We start from the raw sequence: 17,510 nt of genomic DNA, 5'->3' as shown, positions 1-17,510 counted from the left end.
AAATGACAAATGACAATCTAAACTTCAGTTGCACCATATCAAATAACAACTAATCTTCAAAAGTCATGAATTCCGAATCGAAACTTTCTCAAACAGCCAATTCGCCCTTTACAATGGACGATTTTGCCAAAGCACTAGAAAAACACGACTACCAATTTCAAAAAGGACAGATTGTACATGGCAAAGTTTTCCAACTTGACCATGATGGAGCCTATGTTGATATTGGTGGCAAGTCGTCAGCTTTTCTGCCGCGCGATGAGGCTTCTTTGAGAGCAGTTACCGATTTATCGGAAGTGCTGCCATTGCAAGAGGAAATGCAATTTTTGATTATCCGAGATCAGGATGCAGAAGGTCAAGTTACCCTTTCTCGAAAGCAGTTAGAAATTCAGCACATCTGGGAACGACTGACCGAAATGCAGGAAAATACTCAAACTGTACAAGTACGGGTTATGGGTGTGAATAAAGGTGGTGTAACCGTCGATATTCTTTCTTTGCGGGGATTTATTCCGCGATCGCACCTGGCAGAGCGTGATAATTTAGAAGCACTCAAAGGTCAAAATCTGACTGTGGGTTTTTTGGAAATTAATCGTAACACTAACAAACTCATCCTTTCTCAACGTTTAGCAACTCGTTCTAGCAACTTTAGTTTATTAGAACTAGGTCAACTGGTGGAAGGTAAAGTTACTGGCATCAAACCTTTTGGTGTATTTGTCGATTTAAGTGGGATGAGTGCCTTACTTCATATCAAGCAAGTAAGTCAAAAATTTATTGATTCTTTAGAAAAAGTATTTCAAGTTGGTCAGCCAATTAAAGCTGTAATTATTGACTTGGATGAGGGTAAAGGGCGGGTTGCTCTTTCTACTAGAGTTTTGGAAAACTTCCCTGGCGAAGTGCTAGAAAATTTCGATGAGGTCATGGCTTCAGCTGAGGCGCGTGCTAATAGAGCTAATAACAAAGCTTCTGAATAGTTTTGAGGTGGGCTGCTTGCACAAAGTATAAATAGTGCGTAGGGGTAGCCTGTTGTAGACATCGCACCTGCGGTAGGTAGGATTAATCGGTGAATAGCGCCCAAAAATTGATTAATAATCCAAATAGTGGGTTATTTTATCCCTCTGCATCTACAAAGATGTGGGGGGATTGCAAATTAAGAAAGCTTTTCACAGATTCTTTTCTTGCCTCTGGCTGGAAATGCGTTTAAAACAATAATTTTAGCCAGCTTCGGATTGTGAGCATCAGAATAAATTCTAAGGGGGACTTTTGGGCGATGCCAAAATTCTCCAATAGGTCTATTGTAAAAATATTGTATGGTACATTTAGGCTTTTACCTATTTGTAAATTGAATCGTCCGATTTGAAAAACGCTACGATTTCCCGCAAAACTGTACCCAGTTAAATTATCTACCTGAAAATTATTTTATGAATGTTAGTACCGATCGGACACTTATTCACCAAAAAACATATGCAAAACAATTACGTTCTTTGATGCCACCTGAAGCATTTATCCCCGATCCAAGTAAGTTAATTATCTTGTTCATTAATCTGGCAATTTTGATTCTAGGCTGGATGATAGCAGCTCGGCTAGATTGTTGGTCGCCATATCTTTTATGGCTTTATCTACCTCTAACCATCATTATGGGCAATAGCGTGCTTGTCTTACTATTGAGTTCCCATGAGATGATGCATGGTAGCGTACTTAAAAACGCCCGGTTAACTTATATCATTAGCTTTCTAGGGCTAACAATTGGGTGGATGCCACCAACGTTGTGGAAAGCAGTTCATAACAGAGCACATCATAATCACACTAATGATTTGAGCGACCCAGATCGCAATTACTTATATGAACAGTCTCCAAGTTGGGGAAAATGGATTCAGGACTTATTCGTGCCTTCTACTGAAGTCAATCCTATATTGTTGACAGTGGGATTGACTTCAGCTTGGGGAGTACATACTTTTCGCAATCTGACATCTGTGCTATTTTTCAATCATGAATCCGTCGATTATGTTCCTGCTGCATTTACAGTCAGTCCTAAAGATCGTCGGACGATCGCAGGAGAATTATTAATGATGATAATGATTCATCTGAGTATCATAATCTATCTCAAATTTGAACCCATAAAGCTCATACTTGGTTACTTTTTACCAATTGCAATTGGTTATGCTGGAGTAATTTTTTATATTTATACAAATCATTTACTTTGTAGGATGACCAGCGTTAACGATCCACTGATTAATAGTATGTCTCTCCGAGTTTATAAAATATTTGACCTGTTGCATTTAAATTTTTCTTACCATACTGAACATCATATTTTTCCAGGAATGAACTCTGATTACTATTGTATGATTAGGGATTTGTTAGAAACTCACTATCCTGAACGCTTTAATTTATTGAATGCTGGAGAGGCTTGGTATTTGCTGCTGCAAACTCCCCGGCATTATAAAGATGAAAATACTCTTACAGATTGGTCAGGAGAAAAGTCTGTTCCTTGTCCTACAAGCGACAAGTAAAAAGGACTAATGAAAAATATAGGCTTTGAAACCCACAAAAGTGTGAGTTTTGCCTGTGTAGCTAAGGTTTCTAAACCAATACAGTTCAGTTAGACATAATAATCTGAACATGCGTGGGTTGAGGAACGTAGCAATATTCCCGTAGGGTAACGAACAATTAACCCTTGATGTTAGGTTTCACTTCCCTACGGAACGCTACGCGAACGTTCAATACAACCTACGATTATCCTTAACCCAAGCGTATTGGTTTCTAACCGCCCTTTTAACTTTAGAGGGTAGAAAAATGAGCTATGCTGACCGATACGACCAGGAAAACCTGCTGAATTTGCACAAGGCTAAGATGTCGCTTGAACAATCTATTGACTTGTTGAGCCAGTAAAACTAATCCCATTACTCTATCCCCTGCATCTACAAAGATATAGGGGATCATTTTTAGAGTATTAAAATGAATAAGGTGTGACTTATCGGCATAAGAATGTCTTGAGCATGGTAACAAAGTATAAAAATATGCTCATATCTCTATTTAAGTATTGCTCAATTAATTTTGAGCATATATCGAGCATTTTGACAACTATAAACGCTGTAACTATTCAATTTAGGTATTTATATGTTTCTAGTAACTGGAGCAACGGGAGGAATTGGTCGCAGAGTTGTGCGACTCCTACGGCAACGAGAACAGTCTGTGCGGGCATTTGTCCGCCTTAATTCGCGCTACAGCGAGTTAGAACACCGGGGTGCAGAAATCTTCATTGGTGACTTGCTAGAGGAAAAAGATATCCAGAAAGCTAGTCAGGGTGTGCGCTATATTATCAGTGCCCACGGTTCCGATAGCGATGCCCTATCTTTAGATTACCGCGCTAATATTGAACTCATCGACCAGGCGAAAGCCAATGGTGTAGAGCATTTTGTCTTCATTTCTGTACTGGGAGTCGATCGCGGTTATGAAGACGCTCCCGTTTTCAAAGCCAAACGAGCAGTAGAGCGATATTTGGCAGCTAGTGGCTTAAATTACACTATTTTGCGCCCATCTGGATTAGCATCTAACTTGCTGCCATTAGTAGAACGATTTCGGGAAACGGGATTGTATCTGCTTGTTGGCGATCGCAAAAACCGTACCTCAATTGTCAGTACCGATGATTTGGCAAGGATAGTTGTGGATTCTGTGACTGTTGAAGGCGCTCGCAACCAGATTTTACCCGTCGGAGGGCCAGAGATTTTATTAAGAGAAGATATTCCCCGGATTTTTGGTCGGATTTTCGCCAAGGAGCCAGTAATAATTAACTCACCCCTATTTCTCATTGATGGGTTACAGAGTGCATTACGTTTATTTAATCCCCAAACCCAAAAAGCTTTGGGAACTTTTCGTACATTGCTAGCAAATGAATTTTTCTGCACAAAAGATGAAATTGCCAATTTAGAGGCGATTTTTAACTTCCAATTAGAGACATTAGAAAGTTTTTTGCGGCGTTATTTAGCAGTTTGAATAGTCATTAGTCATTAGTCATTGGTCATTCGTGAATAACTAAGGACAAATGACAAATGACAAATGACAAAGGACAAAGGACAAAAATATATGGTAAATGCTGCTCAAGCACGTCAGACAAAAGAACGATTCGCCCAACCGGAGGAACAACTTACTTATGAATTGGGGAAGGCGGTACAGGAATTGCCACCCCTGTACACTAGATTATTAGCGGGAACGATGAGCGCCATCGTTTTTGGGGCGATCGCCTGGGCGTACTTCTCGCAAATAGATGAAGTCGCAACAGCACCAGGGGAATTAATTGCTTCTACACAGGTAAGACCTGTGACATCTTTGGGTGGAGGGTCAATTGTCGCCGTTAAAATACAAGAAGGCGATCGCGTTACTAAAGGTCAAATTCTGATTCAAAAAGATCCAGACTTGCAAATAACCGATGTTTCCCGCCTAGCTAAATCTACCAGATTGATTCAAGACGATTTGCAACGTTTGGATGCAGAACGTGTTGGAGGCAAAACTACTGGAACGAAACTGCAAGATGAACTTTTAACCTCCCGCCTGCAAGACTACCAAGCGCGTCAAGCAGCGGCGGAAGCAGAAGCAAATCGTCAAATAGCACTCATCGATCAAGCTAAAGTCCGCTTGAGTCGATTGCAAGACAACTTAGTTAATGCCAAAAGCAGCTTTGGGAATGCTCAAACCAACCTTGTCAATGCAGATAGCATCCGAATTAAAATTGAAAGTAATTTAGCCCTTGCTCAAGAAAGGGAAAAAAGCCTACGTACTCTAATTATTCCTGGCGCTGTGCCTCGTGTCGATTACCTGGATGCCCAAGAAAGATTAACTCGTGCAAAGACAGAAATCACCAGAGCGCAAGATGAAGTTATCAACGCCCAGAATAGAATCACAGAGGCTCAAGATAAAGCCACATCATTAGAAAAAGATATTGCGGCTCAAGTCCAGGAAATTCGCCAAGCACAACAAGCTTACAACGCTGCACGCAGTCAGGCCCAGCGTGTAGCATCAGAACGCCAAAGCGAAATTTTAACGCAGTTTAATAAGCGTAAAGAAGAACTGACAACTGTACAAGGTCAATTAGAGCAGGCGAGGAAGCAACAAGCTTTAGAAACGATTGAGGCTCCCGTAGCCGGTACAATTTATAAAGTCAAAGCCACCAAGGGGCCAGTACAATCGGGTGAAGAATTGCTGTCAATTTTGCCGGAAGGGGAAGAAATGCTTTTAGAGGTAAAAGTTCTCAACCGCGATATTGGGTTTATTCGTCAAGGAATGAAGGCAAAAGTGAAAATGGCGACTTTTCCCTTCCAAGAATTTGGCATTGTGGATGGCGAAGTTATGCAAGTCAGTCCAAATGCAATTGCTGATAAAGAATTGGGTTTAATTTTTCCGACGAGAATTAAGCTAAATAAACACGCAGTGAATGTTCGGGGTCAAGAAGTAGAATTTACACCAGGGATGGCTGCTACAGGTGAAATCGTCACTCGTAAAAAGTCAATTTTGACATTCATCACTGAGCCTGTGACACGGCGGTTCAATGAAGCATTTTCCGTTAGGTAGAAAAGTCTGCTAAATCGGCGATCGCTCCGTTATCTCCTTCATCTTCACAACTGGAGTTTAGACTAACCCATGAGAAAATGACGCAGCAGCACTGAGTTGACAATCTATACACCCATTGCCTAAGAAACCCGTCTTGGGGTCATTTTAACCTCTGACTTTTGCCAGAGGAGAAGATTGTCAGTTCAAATATCAGGCGCTAGCCAAAGTTGCCAAGTTATTAATGGTAGCAAGTCACTCCAGTGTTCGCACTGTTACGGGGAAAAACCACAATTGGAATGCAGTATTAAAATTTTCAATTAACATTTCGTCATCTAAAGTCAGTTCAGACTTTTTCAAAGTTTTAAGGTATCTATATCGTTTAAGCGCTTTTTGCTGTTGGTAGCCTCTATCTGTCTCAAGGTGCCAATTGTTGTAGTCCTTCGGCATACTAATTACGTTTCCAATTAAGAGGAAAGTCCTGCTAGACGATTAGCATTAACTAGCTGTAAACGGCTCAGTTAAGATTTAATGAAGTTCTGTAAAGTTTAACATTGTCTTTAGATTTTGTCAGCACTGATGTGCAATTGATTAAAAACTCGTTGCAATGCTTGCAGCACCGCTCTGTTACAAAAACCTCATTCCAACTTATGTATCGCACAACTCACGCCTAAAAATGTAAGGATTTAGCTTGCTAAACCCCTACATTCATTCACGACTAATGAGCGAGTTGGTTGATTTTCTTAACCGAGGAGTATTAACTGCAAATCGCTATAATTTTCAAGTTATACCCAAGAATTTTCTATACTGATCTATTTGTTTTTGCATTTCCTCTAGTTGTTTGCCAAAATCAAGATTATTCTCATCCTCATTACTATTCACATTAATGCTGCCCAGAATATTCTCATAGTTTTGGAATTGCGACCATAATTCTGGATTGGCTAATCCATTATCATCTGCGGCTGATGTCAGATATTTTGTAGTTTCTGCGTAGGTGTAGCCCGTCTTAGACATTGCCTGACCGCTCGCAGGGCTAAAATCAGAATTATTCCAACTAGTGGTAGTTTCTGGTGTTAGAGATTTTCCTGTTTCTGTAATTGCCTGACCGATTCGAGAACCAAAATTGGAGCTATTAAAACTAGAGCTTGTAGTTTGTATCTTATTTACTGCTGTGTCTGCAATCACCTGACTCGCTAGAGAACTGACATTAGAAAGATTCAAACTAGAGCTTGTAGTTTGCGTACTATTTCCTGCGGTTTCTGTGACAATCTGACGGACTTGGGCATCAGTCAGGTTGGGGTTAGCACTAAGCATCAGGGCAACGATACCAGCAACGTGGGGAGCAGCCATAGATGTGCCACTATAAGTTGCATACTGATTATTCGGAACTGATGAATAAACCTTGACTCCTGGAGCGGTGACGTAAGCGATTTGATTTGTTCCAGAGCGGTTAGAGAAGTCGGCCAAATTATTATTCTTATCTACTGCTCCAACGGCAATTCCCGACTTGGATGCATAGCGGGCGGGATATTCTGGTGATGAGCCACCATCATTACCTGCTGCCATGACAACAATCACTCCTTTACTGCTGGCATAGTCAATAGCTGACTCTAGAGTGCGATTAGAAGATTCGCCTCCCAAACTGAGGTTAATCACATTAGCTCCATTATCCACAGCGTAGCGAATACCTTTAGATATGGAACTATAGGAACCAGAGCCAGAGCTATCTAAAGCTTTGACAGGCATAATCTTGGCATCGTAGGCAATACCAGTGACACCGTAGTTATTGTTTTCTCCTGCGATCGTGCCGGAAACATGAGTACCATGACCGTTGTCATCTAGGGTGTTGTTGTTTTGATCGGCAAAGTTCCAACCGTAATTATCATCAACATAGCCATTGCCATCATCATCTATACCATTACCCGCAATTTCCTTGCTATTCGTCCAGATATTATTTTTTAAATCCTCGTGGTTGTAGTCAACTCCAGTATCTACAACAGCGACAACAACGCCTTTTCCTGTGTATCCATGTGCCCAAACTTCCGGTGCTTTAACCAGGTCTGCTCCCCAATTATTGCCACCAAGATCGGGAACATCAGCAAAGGTCTTCTGACCAATAGTTCTAGCCACTGCTGCTGCTCCATTAATCAAGCCATAGCCATTAGTGGGGTTATAATTTTGAGTGCTAAAAGTATTACTAGCGTTACTGCTATTTTCAGATTCATCTTTGTTTAGCAACTGCACATCAGCATCGGTTGATTTATAGCTACTACGTCTGCTGAAGTTGAGACCGTAGTCATCTTTCGTATTCAAGCTATCTAATGAGGAGATTGAAGTGACATTGAGCCGTTTATTTGACAATATATTGTTATTAACATCATCAATGTGCATAAGTTTTTTCTCAAAGATAGCAACCGTTTTTTGACAGTTTGAAGCCTTGAAACCTTCACAAGAAGAAGATTTCAATCAATGTGTGAATAAGCCTCATTGTCAATAATTACTATGAAATTTCATAACAAAATGCTAATTCTATTACCAAAAAACACTCTGACAAGTACAGTTTTCATTAAGAGTAAATTTATCGAGTAAATCTTAAATATTGCAGGTGTATTAATGGAGACTAATCCAAAAATGGTCATAGGGCGTTATAACTATTTTTATTACTCTTAAAACTACTGCGATCGCTAGCTATAAAAATATTTATACCAATTCTCTATGAAGATGTGCCTAATTATTTTGGGACATAGCGAATTATCTTCAGAAAACCTCTGTGTACCTTTGCGCTAACCTCTGCGTACCTTTGCGTTGAAAAAAAGCTAGAATTTGGCGCAGCTTTACAAAGAAACGGTATTACATCACTCAGACTCGATCAAGGGTAATTGTTGAAGTCAGCAAAATTAAAATGGCGAACGGAGTTATGCTCCATTCGCCAAAGGCTATGCTTAAGCCGCTTTACAAACGTTGATCTTTTATATAGCCACAAGCTTTGAGTTAGTTAAATCTATTATATGTTTGCTTGCTGCCGTTGATATAGTGACCAATACAAACCCTTTTGTTGCAACAATTGTGAGTGAGTACCACGTTCGGCAATTACGCCTTGCTCCAATACCAAAATCAAGTCAGCACGTTTAAGGGGAGCAAAGCGGTGAGCAATCAGAAACACGGTACGGTTGGCGGAAATTTTTTGCAGGTTTTGCAGCACTTGTTGTTCAGTTTCACTATCCAAGGCACTGGTAGCTTCATCCAAAACTAAAATCGGCGCTTGGGAAAGAAATAGCCTTGCGAGAGCAATGCGTTGTCTCTGTCCACCAGATAAAGCTGTACCACGTTCACCAACATTGGTTTCGTAACCGTAGGGTAATTGACTGATGAAGTCGTGGGCCACGGCTAATCTTGCCGCTTCTACTACTTGCTCTGCGGTAATGTCGGGACTACCGAGAGTGATATTTTCCAAAATAGAACCGTTAAATAAAAAGTCTTCTTGGAGAACTACACTAACTTGTTGCCGCAGTGAGGCTAAATCGGCACTTTTTATATCAAAACCATCAATAAGGATGCGTCCTGATTCAATTTGATAGAGGCGTTGCAATAGCTTAGACAAGGTACTTTTCCCAGAACCGCTACGTCCGACAATGCCAACAAACTGCCCTGGTTCAGCACTGAAAGAGATTCCCCGCAGAATTGCTTCAAAGTTCGGCCGGTAGCGAAAAAATACTTGCTCGAAGGTGACTTGTCCTTTCAGGGGTGGCAAAACTAAGCCAGTTCCCAGTTCAGCTTCTGGGGAGACGTTGAGAATATCACCAATGCGATCTACAGAAAGTAGCACTTGTTGAAGGTTTTGCCACAACTGTACTAAGCGCAAAAGCGGGCCTGTGACTCTACCAGACAGCATTTGAAATGCAACTAGCTGTCCGATTGTGAGCTTTTGTTCGATGACTAACTTGGCGCCAAACCAGAGAATCAGCATGGTGGACAAATTAGTGAGAAAGTCACCAATGTTGCTGCTGATATTGGAAGTGGTAGAAGCTTTAAAGCCTGTGCGAATGAAGCGGGCAAATAAGCCTTCCCAGCGATCGCGGGCTACTGGTTCGGCTGCGTGGGCTTTAACGGAGTGAATTCCTGTGATTGTCTCTACTAGAAACGATTGACTATCGGCACTCCGGTTAAAAGTTTCATTGAGCCAGTTACGCAGAATTGGTGTTGCAACTATCGTTAATGTGGCAAATAGTGGCAGTACTGCTAAAGCCACAAAGGTGAGTGGGACGTTATAGTAAAACATCAATGCCAGGTACACCACAGCAAAGATGCTATCTAGAATTACAGTTAATGCTGTACCTGTGAGAAACTGACGAATTTGTTCGAGTTCTTGGACTCTTGCTACTGTGTCTCCGACGCGTCGCGACTCAAAATAAGCTAATGGTAGACGCATCAGATGGCGAAATAGCTGTGCTGATAAACTTAAATCCAGACGACGAGCTGTATGGGTAAAGATGAATAGGCGCAGAATACCCAGTATGGACTCAAATATGGCTACACATAAAAGTGCGATCGCCATCACATCAAGAGTTGGCAAACTCCCCTGCACCATCACTTTATCAATAACGACTTGGGTAATTAGCGGTGTTGTTAACCCCAAAAGCTGCAAGGTAAAAGATGCTAACAATACTTCTGTGAGCAATCCTTTATACTTCCAAACTGCTGGGGTAAACCAACTGAGGTTAAATTTTTCTTGCTGGAATATGAGTTCTACTTGCCACAATTGTCCATCCCAAGACGCCTCAACTATCGATTGCGGCAAGCTTTCACAAGTCCGTTCAGGATTTAGAGGGTTAGCGATAATTAAGCGATCGCCTTTAACTCCATAAGCCACCACCCAGGATGGACTCTGGGGTGAGTCAGAATTCCACAGCAATAAAGCTGGAAATGACAACTGTCGCAACTCACTCCAACTCACTTGTAACCGCCGCAATACTAACCCTAACTTTTCTGCTGCTTCCACAACCTGTTTTGGGCGTTGTCCTCTGAGTTGACGCTGCACCCATTCCAGTTGCACAGAATTTTCTAACTGTTGCGCCACCATTGTTAAACAGGCAGCAGCGGTATTCCAGCTGGCAACAAACGGATAAATTGAAGTGATTAGATTGGCGGCTGGGAGTCCTCTTTGGGGTTGGAGGCTATGGGGGCTGGAAGTCCCGTCTGAGGCTGATGTTACTGAAGGATTGCCAGAGAAGGAAAATGTCTCCCTTTCTCCCTCCATATCCACTGGTAACACTTGCCAAAATTCCTGAATTTGTGGGTGAGAAAATTCTGCCCACAGCGCAGTATCCCAACAAACTACTACCACTTCTTTACTAGCAGCTACAGCTTTAAAATCCGCAGATAGCTTTTGAAAGTCGCCAAACCAATCCCCCACATCTAGGGCGGCTATTGGTTTACCAATCCCTTCTTGAGACAGCGCATTGGGCGGGGTAATGCCCGACTTATTGCGACTGTCGTCTCGCAAGCGGACTTTCCCAGCCACAATTAAAAATTGATAGCCACCGACATCGTTTGACCAGATTTTTTCTCCAAGACGATACTGGCGGGTTTGGCACTCATTTTCCAATCGGGATTGTTGTTCGGGAGTCAGCCAGCATAGCGGTGGCTGATTCCAAGGCAAAGAAGCTAGCACTTTTAATCGTAAAGATTCATTATCCAGAATTTTTAACTCACTTGTAACTTGACTGTCAGTTTTTGAATTTTCTCTGCTAGCCATTTTTCAAACAACTCATTTTGTAGTGCTTGCTGTAGTTGAGTATCTTCTAAAGACGCTGGTAGAAATTGTTCTACTCGAAACAAACCATAAGGCCCTTCTCCTTGGGGAGAGTCTTTGCCAACGATTTCTATTGGTCCGATCAATTGTCCAGGACTGGCCACATCAATAGCTGCCCGTAATATATCCGGCATACTACCTCGGCTGACGATTCCCATCATGCCATTCACAATTCGGTCATCTGAAAGGGAATACTCTTTAGCTAGTTGCTCAAAACTACCTCCTTCTTCAATTTGGGTTTGGAGTTCGTCTGCCAATTCTCGATTATCAACAACAATGCGTGAAAGTACCACCCGATCCAAGAAAATTTTGCGTTCAATAAAATATTCTGAGAGTTTTGTTTCCGTCACTACAGCTTTTAGTTTTTCTAACTTGTAACCAAAAGTGACCGATGTGTGAAAGGTACTGTAATCTGTGTTATTTGTCTTTAACCATTCTTGAAAACTTTGGGGGTCAGTGAGTTGATTTTTTAACCTAAAGTCAATAATTGACTGTTCAGTTATTGCGGTGCCAATTTCAATATCATCTCGTGTTCTGATTTCTTCCTCAATTACGTACTGTCGGAGAATATCCCCAATGAACTGTCCCAATTTTCCAGAGGCTTGCAGGTACTTTACTGCTTGCTCTATAGAAATTATTTGGTCATTAATTGTCAAAAATGATAAAGATTCCATGAACTAATTATGTGAAAATGGTTAAACACTTATAGGACTTTTAAATTAAATCATATAGAAATCATCTAGTCATTAATGGATAAAGATGATAAAGATTCCATGAACTAATTACATCTAAATGGTCAAAAAATTATATAGTTAGTAAATAAAATAATTTGCCACGATCACTTTTACAGTCTAGTGGGGACAAAATCAGGATTGAAAATATTAGTGGTGGCCCAGTAGTAAGGCAAATTAGTTATTTTTTAGCAATGCCCTTCAAGAGTGCTGTTAGCGATAGCGGGGCGTTGAGCCAGTGCTGTTAGCGGAATTGTTTTGCTAAATGCCCCACTTAAACGAGTAATTGTTTATTCTCGTCAGTCTAATTAATGAAAGTTATCCATGTCCAAGCAAGTAGCACAGATGCGATCGCACCAATTAATGTATTAAAAATATTTACTACTTCATTGGTCAGCCAGGTATACTTAGATTGCAGTGTTGCGCCAATCACACTTTCTAAGTTGGTGGCAATAAATGCTGCCAGCACACACCAAGCTACTCCCAATAGATCAATTAAACCAACTCCCCAACCCACAAATGCGATCGCTACAGAAGCCACAATCCCAGCTAAAGTTCCCTCCAAGCTTACCGCTCCTTCTGTACCACGAGGCACTGGTTGGAGTGTGGTAATCAAAAAGGTGCTTTTACCATAAGCTTTACCAACTTCACTAGCAGTGGTGTCAGCCAGCTTTGTACTGAAACTTGCTACATAGGCTAACAATAATAGAGACTGGGGACTTGTACTGAGCATTGCCGAAGGATTGGGGATTAGAGACTGGGGAGTAGGTATGAGGAATCCCGAATTTATTATTCCTACTCCCAAGGCACACAGTGCCCCAGTTAAAGCCGAACCCCAAACATTTTCTGGGCCTCTGGCCCCAGAACGCTTTTCGGCAATCCCTTCTGCCTCCTTCTGCGCCATACCGATGCGGGTAACGCCAGAACCAACCAAAAAATAGAACATTACTACTGCATATCCTTGCCAGCCTAATGTTACCCAAATTAAGATGGCCAGGAACCAGGCGTGGAATAATCCAGCAGGGGTAAGTAGCTTTTTTGGAGCAATCCAAGCTAAACCCAATAAAATTGTGTTTAATACTACTGCTACTAACCAGGGATTTACAGAATCAATTGAGAATGACATCAGCAATTAATCATGAGTAATTTTGTCTTAATATCAACAGAATAACCAATTTATCATGCTTAGTGCTTTATTTTTGAAACCTCTCTAGCTCAAGTAATATGTTTGTCTTATTGATTGAATTGCATAGGCATAGCTCTGAAAGCTGAGTGTAAAACCATCAATGATGTCTTAGATATACACTGCAATATTGACTAAAGAACGTGGATTAAACAAAATGCAAAACTTCTTTTGAGTTAGGTAGACTCTTCTCCGTCGCCGCAGATTATAGTGGCTGAAGTATTACTCAATCCCCAATCTTAGTCATAAGGATAAAGAATATAAGTTAATGTCAATAAAAACTGTGTTCAAGTTAACCACAATCAAAACTTAATAGCATAAATTGTAGATAGCATCAACTACTAGTCTTTTTAATACAACCGATGAGCCAAACTTTATTCCATCTAGCTTTCCCTGTAACTGACATTGCCCAAACAAAAGCATATTATGTAGATGGTTTGGGCTGCATTCCTGGTCGTGAAAACCACCATGCCCTGATTCTTAATCTCTACGGTCATCAATTAGTGGCTCATGTCACCAAAGAACCTTTGACACGGCAACAAACTATCTATCCCAGACACTTTGGGCTAATTTTTACCCAAGAACGTGACTGGCAAGACTTACTAAAAAGGGCACAACAACAACAGCTACTTTTTCGTGAAGAAACCAAAAATCGCTTTGTCGGTTCTCCTCTTGAGCATCGCACTTTCTTTTTAGAAGATCCCTTTTATAACTTCATGGAGTTCAAGTATTATCGTCATCCAGAGGCGATTTTTGGGAGTTACGAACATACGCAGATTGGGGATAGGACTTAAAAAATTCGTCATGACGCTCGTGACGCTCAATGACTCGCTCTAAGCGAAGCCATGCCGAAGGCTTTACGCTACGCTATCGCCCTTAGCGTCTCCCCTTCTCCCAAAGGGAGAGGCTAACGCCTTTCCTTCTCTACGAGAGGCTGCGCCAACGGAACGCTACGCGAACGCGGAGCGTCTCGTAGAGAAGGGAGAAGACTCGCTACCGCTGCGCTAACGTAATTCGTAATTAAAGAGGAATAAATCAAGTGTGGCAAGAATTCTAGCTAATGACTGGATTTTTTATTCAGCAAGGGTAGCTTAATAGGCTTTGCTAAAGCTGCTGTGACTACTCTTAAGCTCCTGAAGTCTGTCAACATCCAAGGGTGTAGAGTAACTGGTACTATTACTTGGCTTCCTATGGGCATTTGTGAACTATTTGCTGGCACAATCATTAAATCGTAAGGTGTCCAGATAGACGTAAAATCTAACTGTCTCAACATTACAACATCAGAATTTAAATCCTTGAGAAAAATGCTGTCGGGGCGCATTTGTAGGCAACCAGGACGCCGGGAACCATAAGCAACTACAGTTCCACAATGGGGCGAAGAGATGGTAATAAATCGCTGCACGCGGTTAATTCCTCCCAATCGCTGAACATAGTAACGGCTGACAATTCCTCCCATGCTAAAGCCGATTAAATCTAGGCGTTGTTCTGGTGCAAAGGTCGCTGTAACATAATCGGCTACTTGTTTTGCCAATTCATCAAGACCCACATCACCATTATTAGGAACTAGATTCAGGCTATATACAGACCAACCCTGTTGTATAAGGTATGCCCTCATTTTATGAAAAACTGCTTCTGTATCGTCAATGCCGTGTATTAACAAAACGGGATTGCGTTGTTGATTTTCAATGTTCATTTACAAAATCTAACTGAATTAAGGGGTGTATTTCACCTTTGTAGATACATACTGCTCTACAAACTGAAGCTATTGCTTTTCAGATTCTTTAAAAGATATTGTTGCAAACAAAACTGAAATGCTTCTAACATTAATTAGTATAATTTTATACTAATTAATGTGGCGTCTGCCAATCGGCTACGTCACTCCTCCGACTGGTTAAAAGTAAGTAAACTGCCTGTTTAACTTCAATTAGGTATTTACAAACAAAGAAATGTTAATTCTTGTAAAGCTTGCTTTCAGAATCTTGCTCTTAGCTACAGTAAAATTCAATAATTAGTTCTCGGTGTGTGCAGGTTGCAAATGCTTACAATAGAACATTTGCCCTGTGATTTTACTACAATGTTAATTAAGCACAAACCTATAAGGGTTGTCACCAAAACGGGGTGACGCCAAGTAGATAATGTAACATTTTGTCGTAATTTTTAACAATTACGGTCGAGTTGCAAATATAAAAGGTAAAAGGCAGGGGTAATTGTAATGGATTTTATCAAAAAGTTAATTTCGGGTATTCAGGGTTTCTTTGGCGGTATTCTGGGTTTCATTACCGGATTGTTACCAGGGAAGAAGAAAAGCAACGGCTACTTCTTAGAATTGGACGAAGCCAAAGATGCCGCCAAAGATGCTGCTAAAGAGGTAGCATCGAACGCGAAGAAAGTAGCAGATACAGTTACATCGACAGTTACATCGAACGTGAAGAAAGTAGCAGAGACAATTACATCAGAAGCACCAACTCCATCTAAGCCAGATTCATTGAACGGAACAAAAACCGCGCCTGCTAAGGCTAAGGAAAAATCAGCTAAAAATCCCAAACCAGCTGATGTTCAATTAGTCCAGACTGCTGAAGGTCTTAAAGTTGAACCAGGCAAAAAAGCAAAAGCCGCAGCAGCCAAAGTACTCAAAGAGCAGCCAACTGAAACAACCTTTGCACCAAAATATCTTGCTCCTTCGGCTACTAGTTCTAATGGTCGTCGTCGTCCAGGGGCGAATATGAGTGCTTATCTAGACATGGCACGTCAGATTAAAACACCTAAATAATTCATAGAGACCGTAAATTTACGGTCTCTATAGATTAAACGTGAAGATGCAAGGTTAAGATAACTTTGCCAGTTGTAGATGGGGGAACTCTCCAAAGTAAGAGCGATCGCTTAATTTTCTCCACTACAACTGCATCTTTATAGGGTCGAGGTTTGCTCATCCAAAACTACCCTTTCTACCCGACCTTTGTTGACGGTGAACTCAAAGACGATTTCACCACTGAAACTGGAAGGAAAGTTTAGTTGTTGAAGGTGTTGGGTTAGGTCAGCAATTTCTATTTCATCCAAGCCAGTAATGCTGATTACGCTGCGCTATCCGCCAGTCGTACAAAATTCATTCTGAATTCTGACTCCTGACTCCTGACTCCTGAATTCTGTTCGATAAGTAACTTCATTACGAATTACGAGTTATTTAACAAACACCAATCCACTATATAAATGAAAAGCTGAATCCCAATTGGTCTGTTCCCGACGAAACAGATCGATGTGAGACTTGATATGACTCAGCATTTCTGTTTGATCTAATGTTGTATCTGCAAAAAACGTGAAATCTGACCAGATTTTGACTTGAGGAAGTTGCTGGTCAATCCAACTCGATAAAGTATTCCAATTAATTCTGATTGTATTTTGGCTAGCTTGCGGAATAATTTCTAACCCTTGCTGAAATTCATAGCCGTTATCATAAAGTCGGAGAATACAACGTCTACCAGGTATGTGTAAATCACAAAACTGGGCATAGTCTTGTGTTTGAGTTTTCCATTCCAGTTTACGGCGGGCATCAACATCTACAACTTGTTCAAAAATGGGCAACAGTCCCACTACTCTTGCTGTGATTTCTGACCAGTCAAAGGTGAGAGAACCGAGTTGATTTACCTCGTTACGACAAACAACAGTAGCTTGTGGGGTAGATGCTTGGAAATATTTGACTTGATAAACTTGAATTTGCTGAATTTGCGCTATTGTTGCCCAAAAGCAAGGAATACCAGCCTGCTGTAGCTGTTTACCATAAAATTTTAGTTCTCCTACTTGGCCAGTGCGGTACAATCTCCAACCACGACTTGGGAGTACTAGCCGTGCAGTATAGGGGTCTAGCTGCATAATCTGGGCGAATTTTCGAGATGCTTCTGTTTTCATCTCTGTACTGAGTGGCTCTAAGACTAGTACGCCAAGTTCAATGTCACTTGCTTGGGTCGTTGCTTGAGAAATAGCTCTTTGTCTTTCTTCTAGCTCCATTTCTTGTAGTCGTCGCAAACCTTGGCGTGCGAGCGTTACTATTTTGGCGTTCCTTGTATCTCGCAGCAGTTGCCGATAAATTTTTTCTGCATCTTGGCGCTTTTGAGATACTTCATGTAGCCGACCGAGATAATATTGTACCCAAGGATTTTCGGGTGATTCTTTTTGCAGCTGTTTGAGTAATTTAGCTGCTGTTTTGTAGTCTTTATGCTCAAAGGCGATCGCAACTTGCTCAATCATCACTTAC

At 41.2% G+C, this 17,510-nt stretch carries 14 protein-coding genes; 6 read left to right on the top strand and 8 right to left on the bottom strand.

Annotation, left to right across the window (positions count from 1 at the left end):
- Window positions 1-65: 65 nt before the first annotated feature.
- The 4 genes from V7L12_RS26700 to V7L12_RS26685 all read left to right on the top strand — a co-directional run bounded on the left by V7L12_RS26700 (window position 66) and on the right by V7L12_RS26685 (window position 5,559).
- A complete protein-coding gene (locus tag V7L12_RS26700) occupies window positions 66-968 on the top strand; it encodes a S1 RNA-binding domain-containing protein (protein WP_335088958.1) in 903 nt (300 codons plus the stop codon).
- A gap of 447 nt (window positions 969-1,415) precedes the next feature.
- Complete coding sequence (locus tag V7L12_RS26695; RefSeq protein WP_335088957.1) at window positions 1,416-2,504, top strand: fatty acid desaturase family protein; 1,089 nt, start codon at window positions 1,416-1,418, stop codon at window positions 2,502-2,504.
- Between the two features lie 607 nt (window positions 2,505-3,111).
- The gene (locus V7L12_RS26690) at window positions 3,112-3,987 is read left to right on the top strand and encodes an SDR family oxidoreductase (RefSeq protein ID WP_335088955.1); all 876 of its coding nucleotides are present in this window, start codon (window positions 3,112-3,114) and stop codon (window positions 3,985-3,987) included.
- Window positions 3,988-4,050: 63 nt separating this feature from the next.
- Entirely contained in the window at window positions 4,051-5,559 is a 1,509-nt protein-coding gene (locus V7L12_RS26685) for an HlyD family efflux transporter periplasmic adaptor subunit (RefSeq protein WP_335088953.1), read from the top strand.
- 756 nt (window positions 5,560-6,315) lie between these two features.
- On the opposite strand, the gene V7L12_RS26680 is transcribed toward V7L12_RS26685, so the two are convergent.
- From V7L12_RS26680 to V7L12_RS26665, 4 genes are all read right to left on the bottom strand, one after another.
- Window positions 6,316-7,926, bottom strand: coding sequence for a S8 family peptidase (locus tag V7L12_RS26680; protein ID WP_335088951.1), 1,611 nt, complete (start codon window positions 7,924-7,926; stop codon window positions 6,316-6,318).
- Between the two features lie 613 nt (window positions 7,927-8,539).
- Complete coding sequence (locus V7L12_RS26675; RefSeq protein WP_335088949.1) at window positions 8,540-11,290, bottom strand: peptidase domain-containing ABC transporter; 2,751 nt, start codon at window positions 11,288-11,290, stop codon at window positions 8,540-8,542.
- Entirely contained in the window at window positions 11,239-12,021 is a 783-nt protein-coding gene (locus V7L12_RS26670; protein ID WP_334820385.1) for a peptidylprolyl isomerase, read from the bottom strand. Before V7L12_RS26670 ends, V7L12_RS26675 begins: the two co-directional genes overlap by 52 nt.
- 361 nt (window positions 12,022-12,382) lie before the next feature.
- The gene (locus V7L12_RS26665) at window positions 12,383-13,204 is read right to left on the bottom strand and encodes a DUF92 domain-containing protein (protein ID WP_334820387.1); all 822 of its coding nucleotides are present in this window, start codon (window positions 13,202-13,204) and stop codon (window positions 12,383-12,385) included.
- A 419-nt stretch (window positions 13,205-13,623) separates the two neighbouring features.
- Between V7L12_RS26665 and V7L12_RS26660 the strand changes: the two genes are divergently transcribed.
- On the top strand, window positions 13,624-14,055 hold the full coding sequence (locus tag V7L12_RS26660; RefSeq protein ID WP_334820389.1) for a VOC family protein: 432 nt from the start codon (window positions 13,624-13,626) through the stop codon (window positions 14,053-14,055).
- Window positions 14,056-14,318: 263 nt separating this feature from the next.
- Here V7L12_RS26660 and V7L12_RS26655 read toward each other — a convergent pair whose 3' ends face one another.
- Window positions 14,319-14,954: an esterase/lipase family protein gene (locus V7L12_RS26655; RefSeq protein WP_334820391.1), complete on the bottom strand. Its 636-nt coding sequence runs from the start codon at window positions 14,952-14,954 to the stop codon at window positions 14,319-14,321.
- A gap of 519 nt (window positions 14,955-15,473) precedes the next feature.
- Here V7L12_RS26655 and V7L12_RS26650 point away from each other — a divergent pair.
- The gene (locus V7L12_RS26650; RefSeq protein ID WP_334820393.1) at window positions 15,474-16,031 is read left to right on the top strand and encodes a hypothetical protein; all 558 of its coding nucleotides are present in this window, start codon (window positions 15,474-15,476) and stop codon (window positions 16,029-16,031) included.
- Between the two features lie 34 nt (window positions 16,032-16,065).
- Here V7L12_RS26650 and V7L12_RS26645 read toward each other — a convergent pair whose 3' ends face one another.
- The 3 genes from V7L12_RS26645 to V7L12_RS26640 form a co-directional block, all read right to left on the bottom strand.
- Window positions 16,066-16,191 (bottom strand): hypothetical protein, encoded by a 126-nt coding sequence (locus V7L12_RS26645; protein ID WP_334820395.1) that lies wholly within the window; start codon window positions 16,189-16,191, stop codon window positions 16,066-16,068.
- Complete coding sequence (locus V7L12_RS33380) at window positions 16,169-16,318, bottom strand: after-VIT domain-containing protein (RefSeq protein WP_442947923.1); 150 nt, start codon at window positions 16,316-16,318, stop codon at window positions 16,169-16,171. Before V7L12_RS33380 ends, V7L12_RS26645 begins: the two co-directional genes overlap by 23 nt.
- A gap of 120 nt (window positions 16,319-16,438) precedes the next feature.
- The gene (locus V7L12_RS26640) at window positions 16,439-17,503 is read right to left on the bottom strand and encodes a tetratricopeptide repeat protein (RefSeq protein ID WP_334820397.1); all 1,065 of its coding nucleotides are present in this window, start codon (window positions 17,501-17,503) and stop codon (window positions 16,439-16,441) included.
- Window positions 17,504-17,510: the final 7 nt, after the last annotated feature.

The sequence above is a fragment of the Nostoc sp. genome (assembly GCF_036918245.1).
Lineage (GTDB): Bacteria > Cyanobacteriota > Cyanobacteriia > Cyanobacteriales > Nostocaceae > Nostoc.
This window is presented reverse-complemented; position numbering and strand designations above follow the sequence as displayed.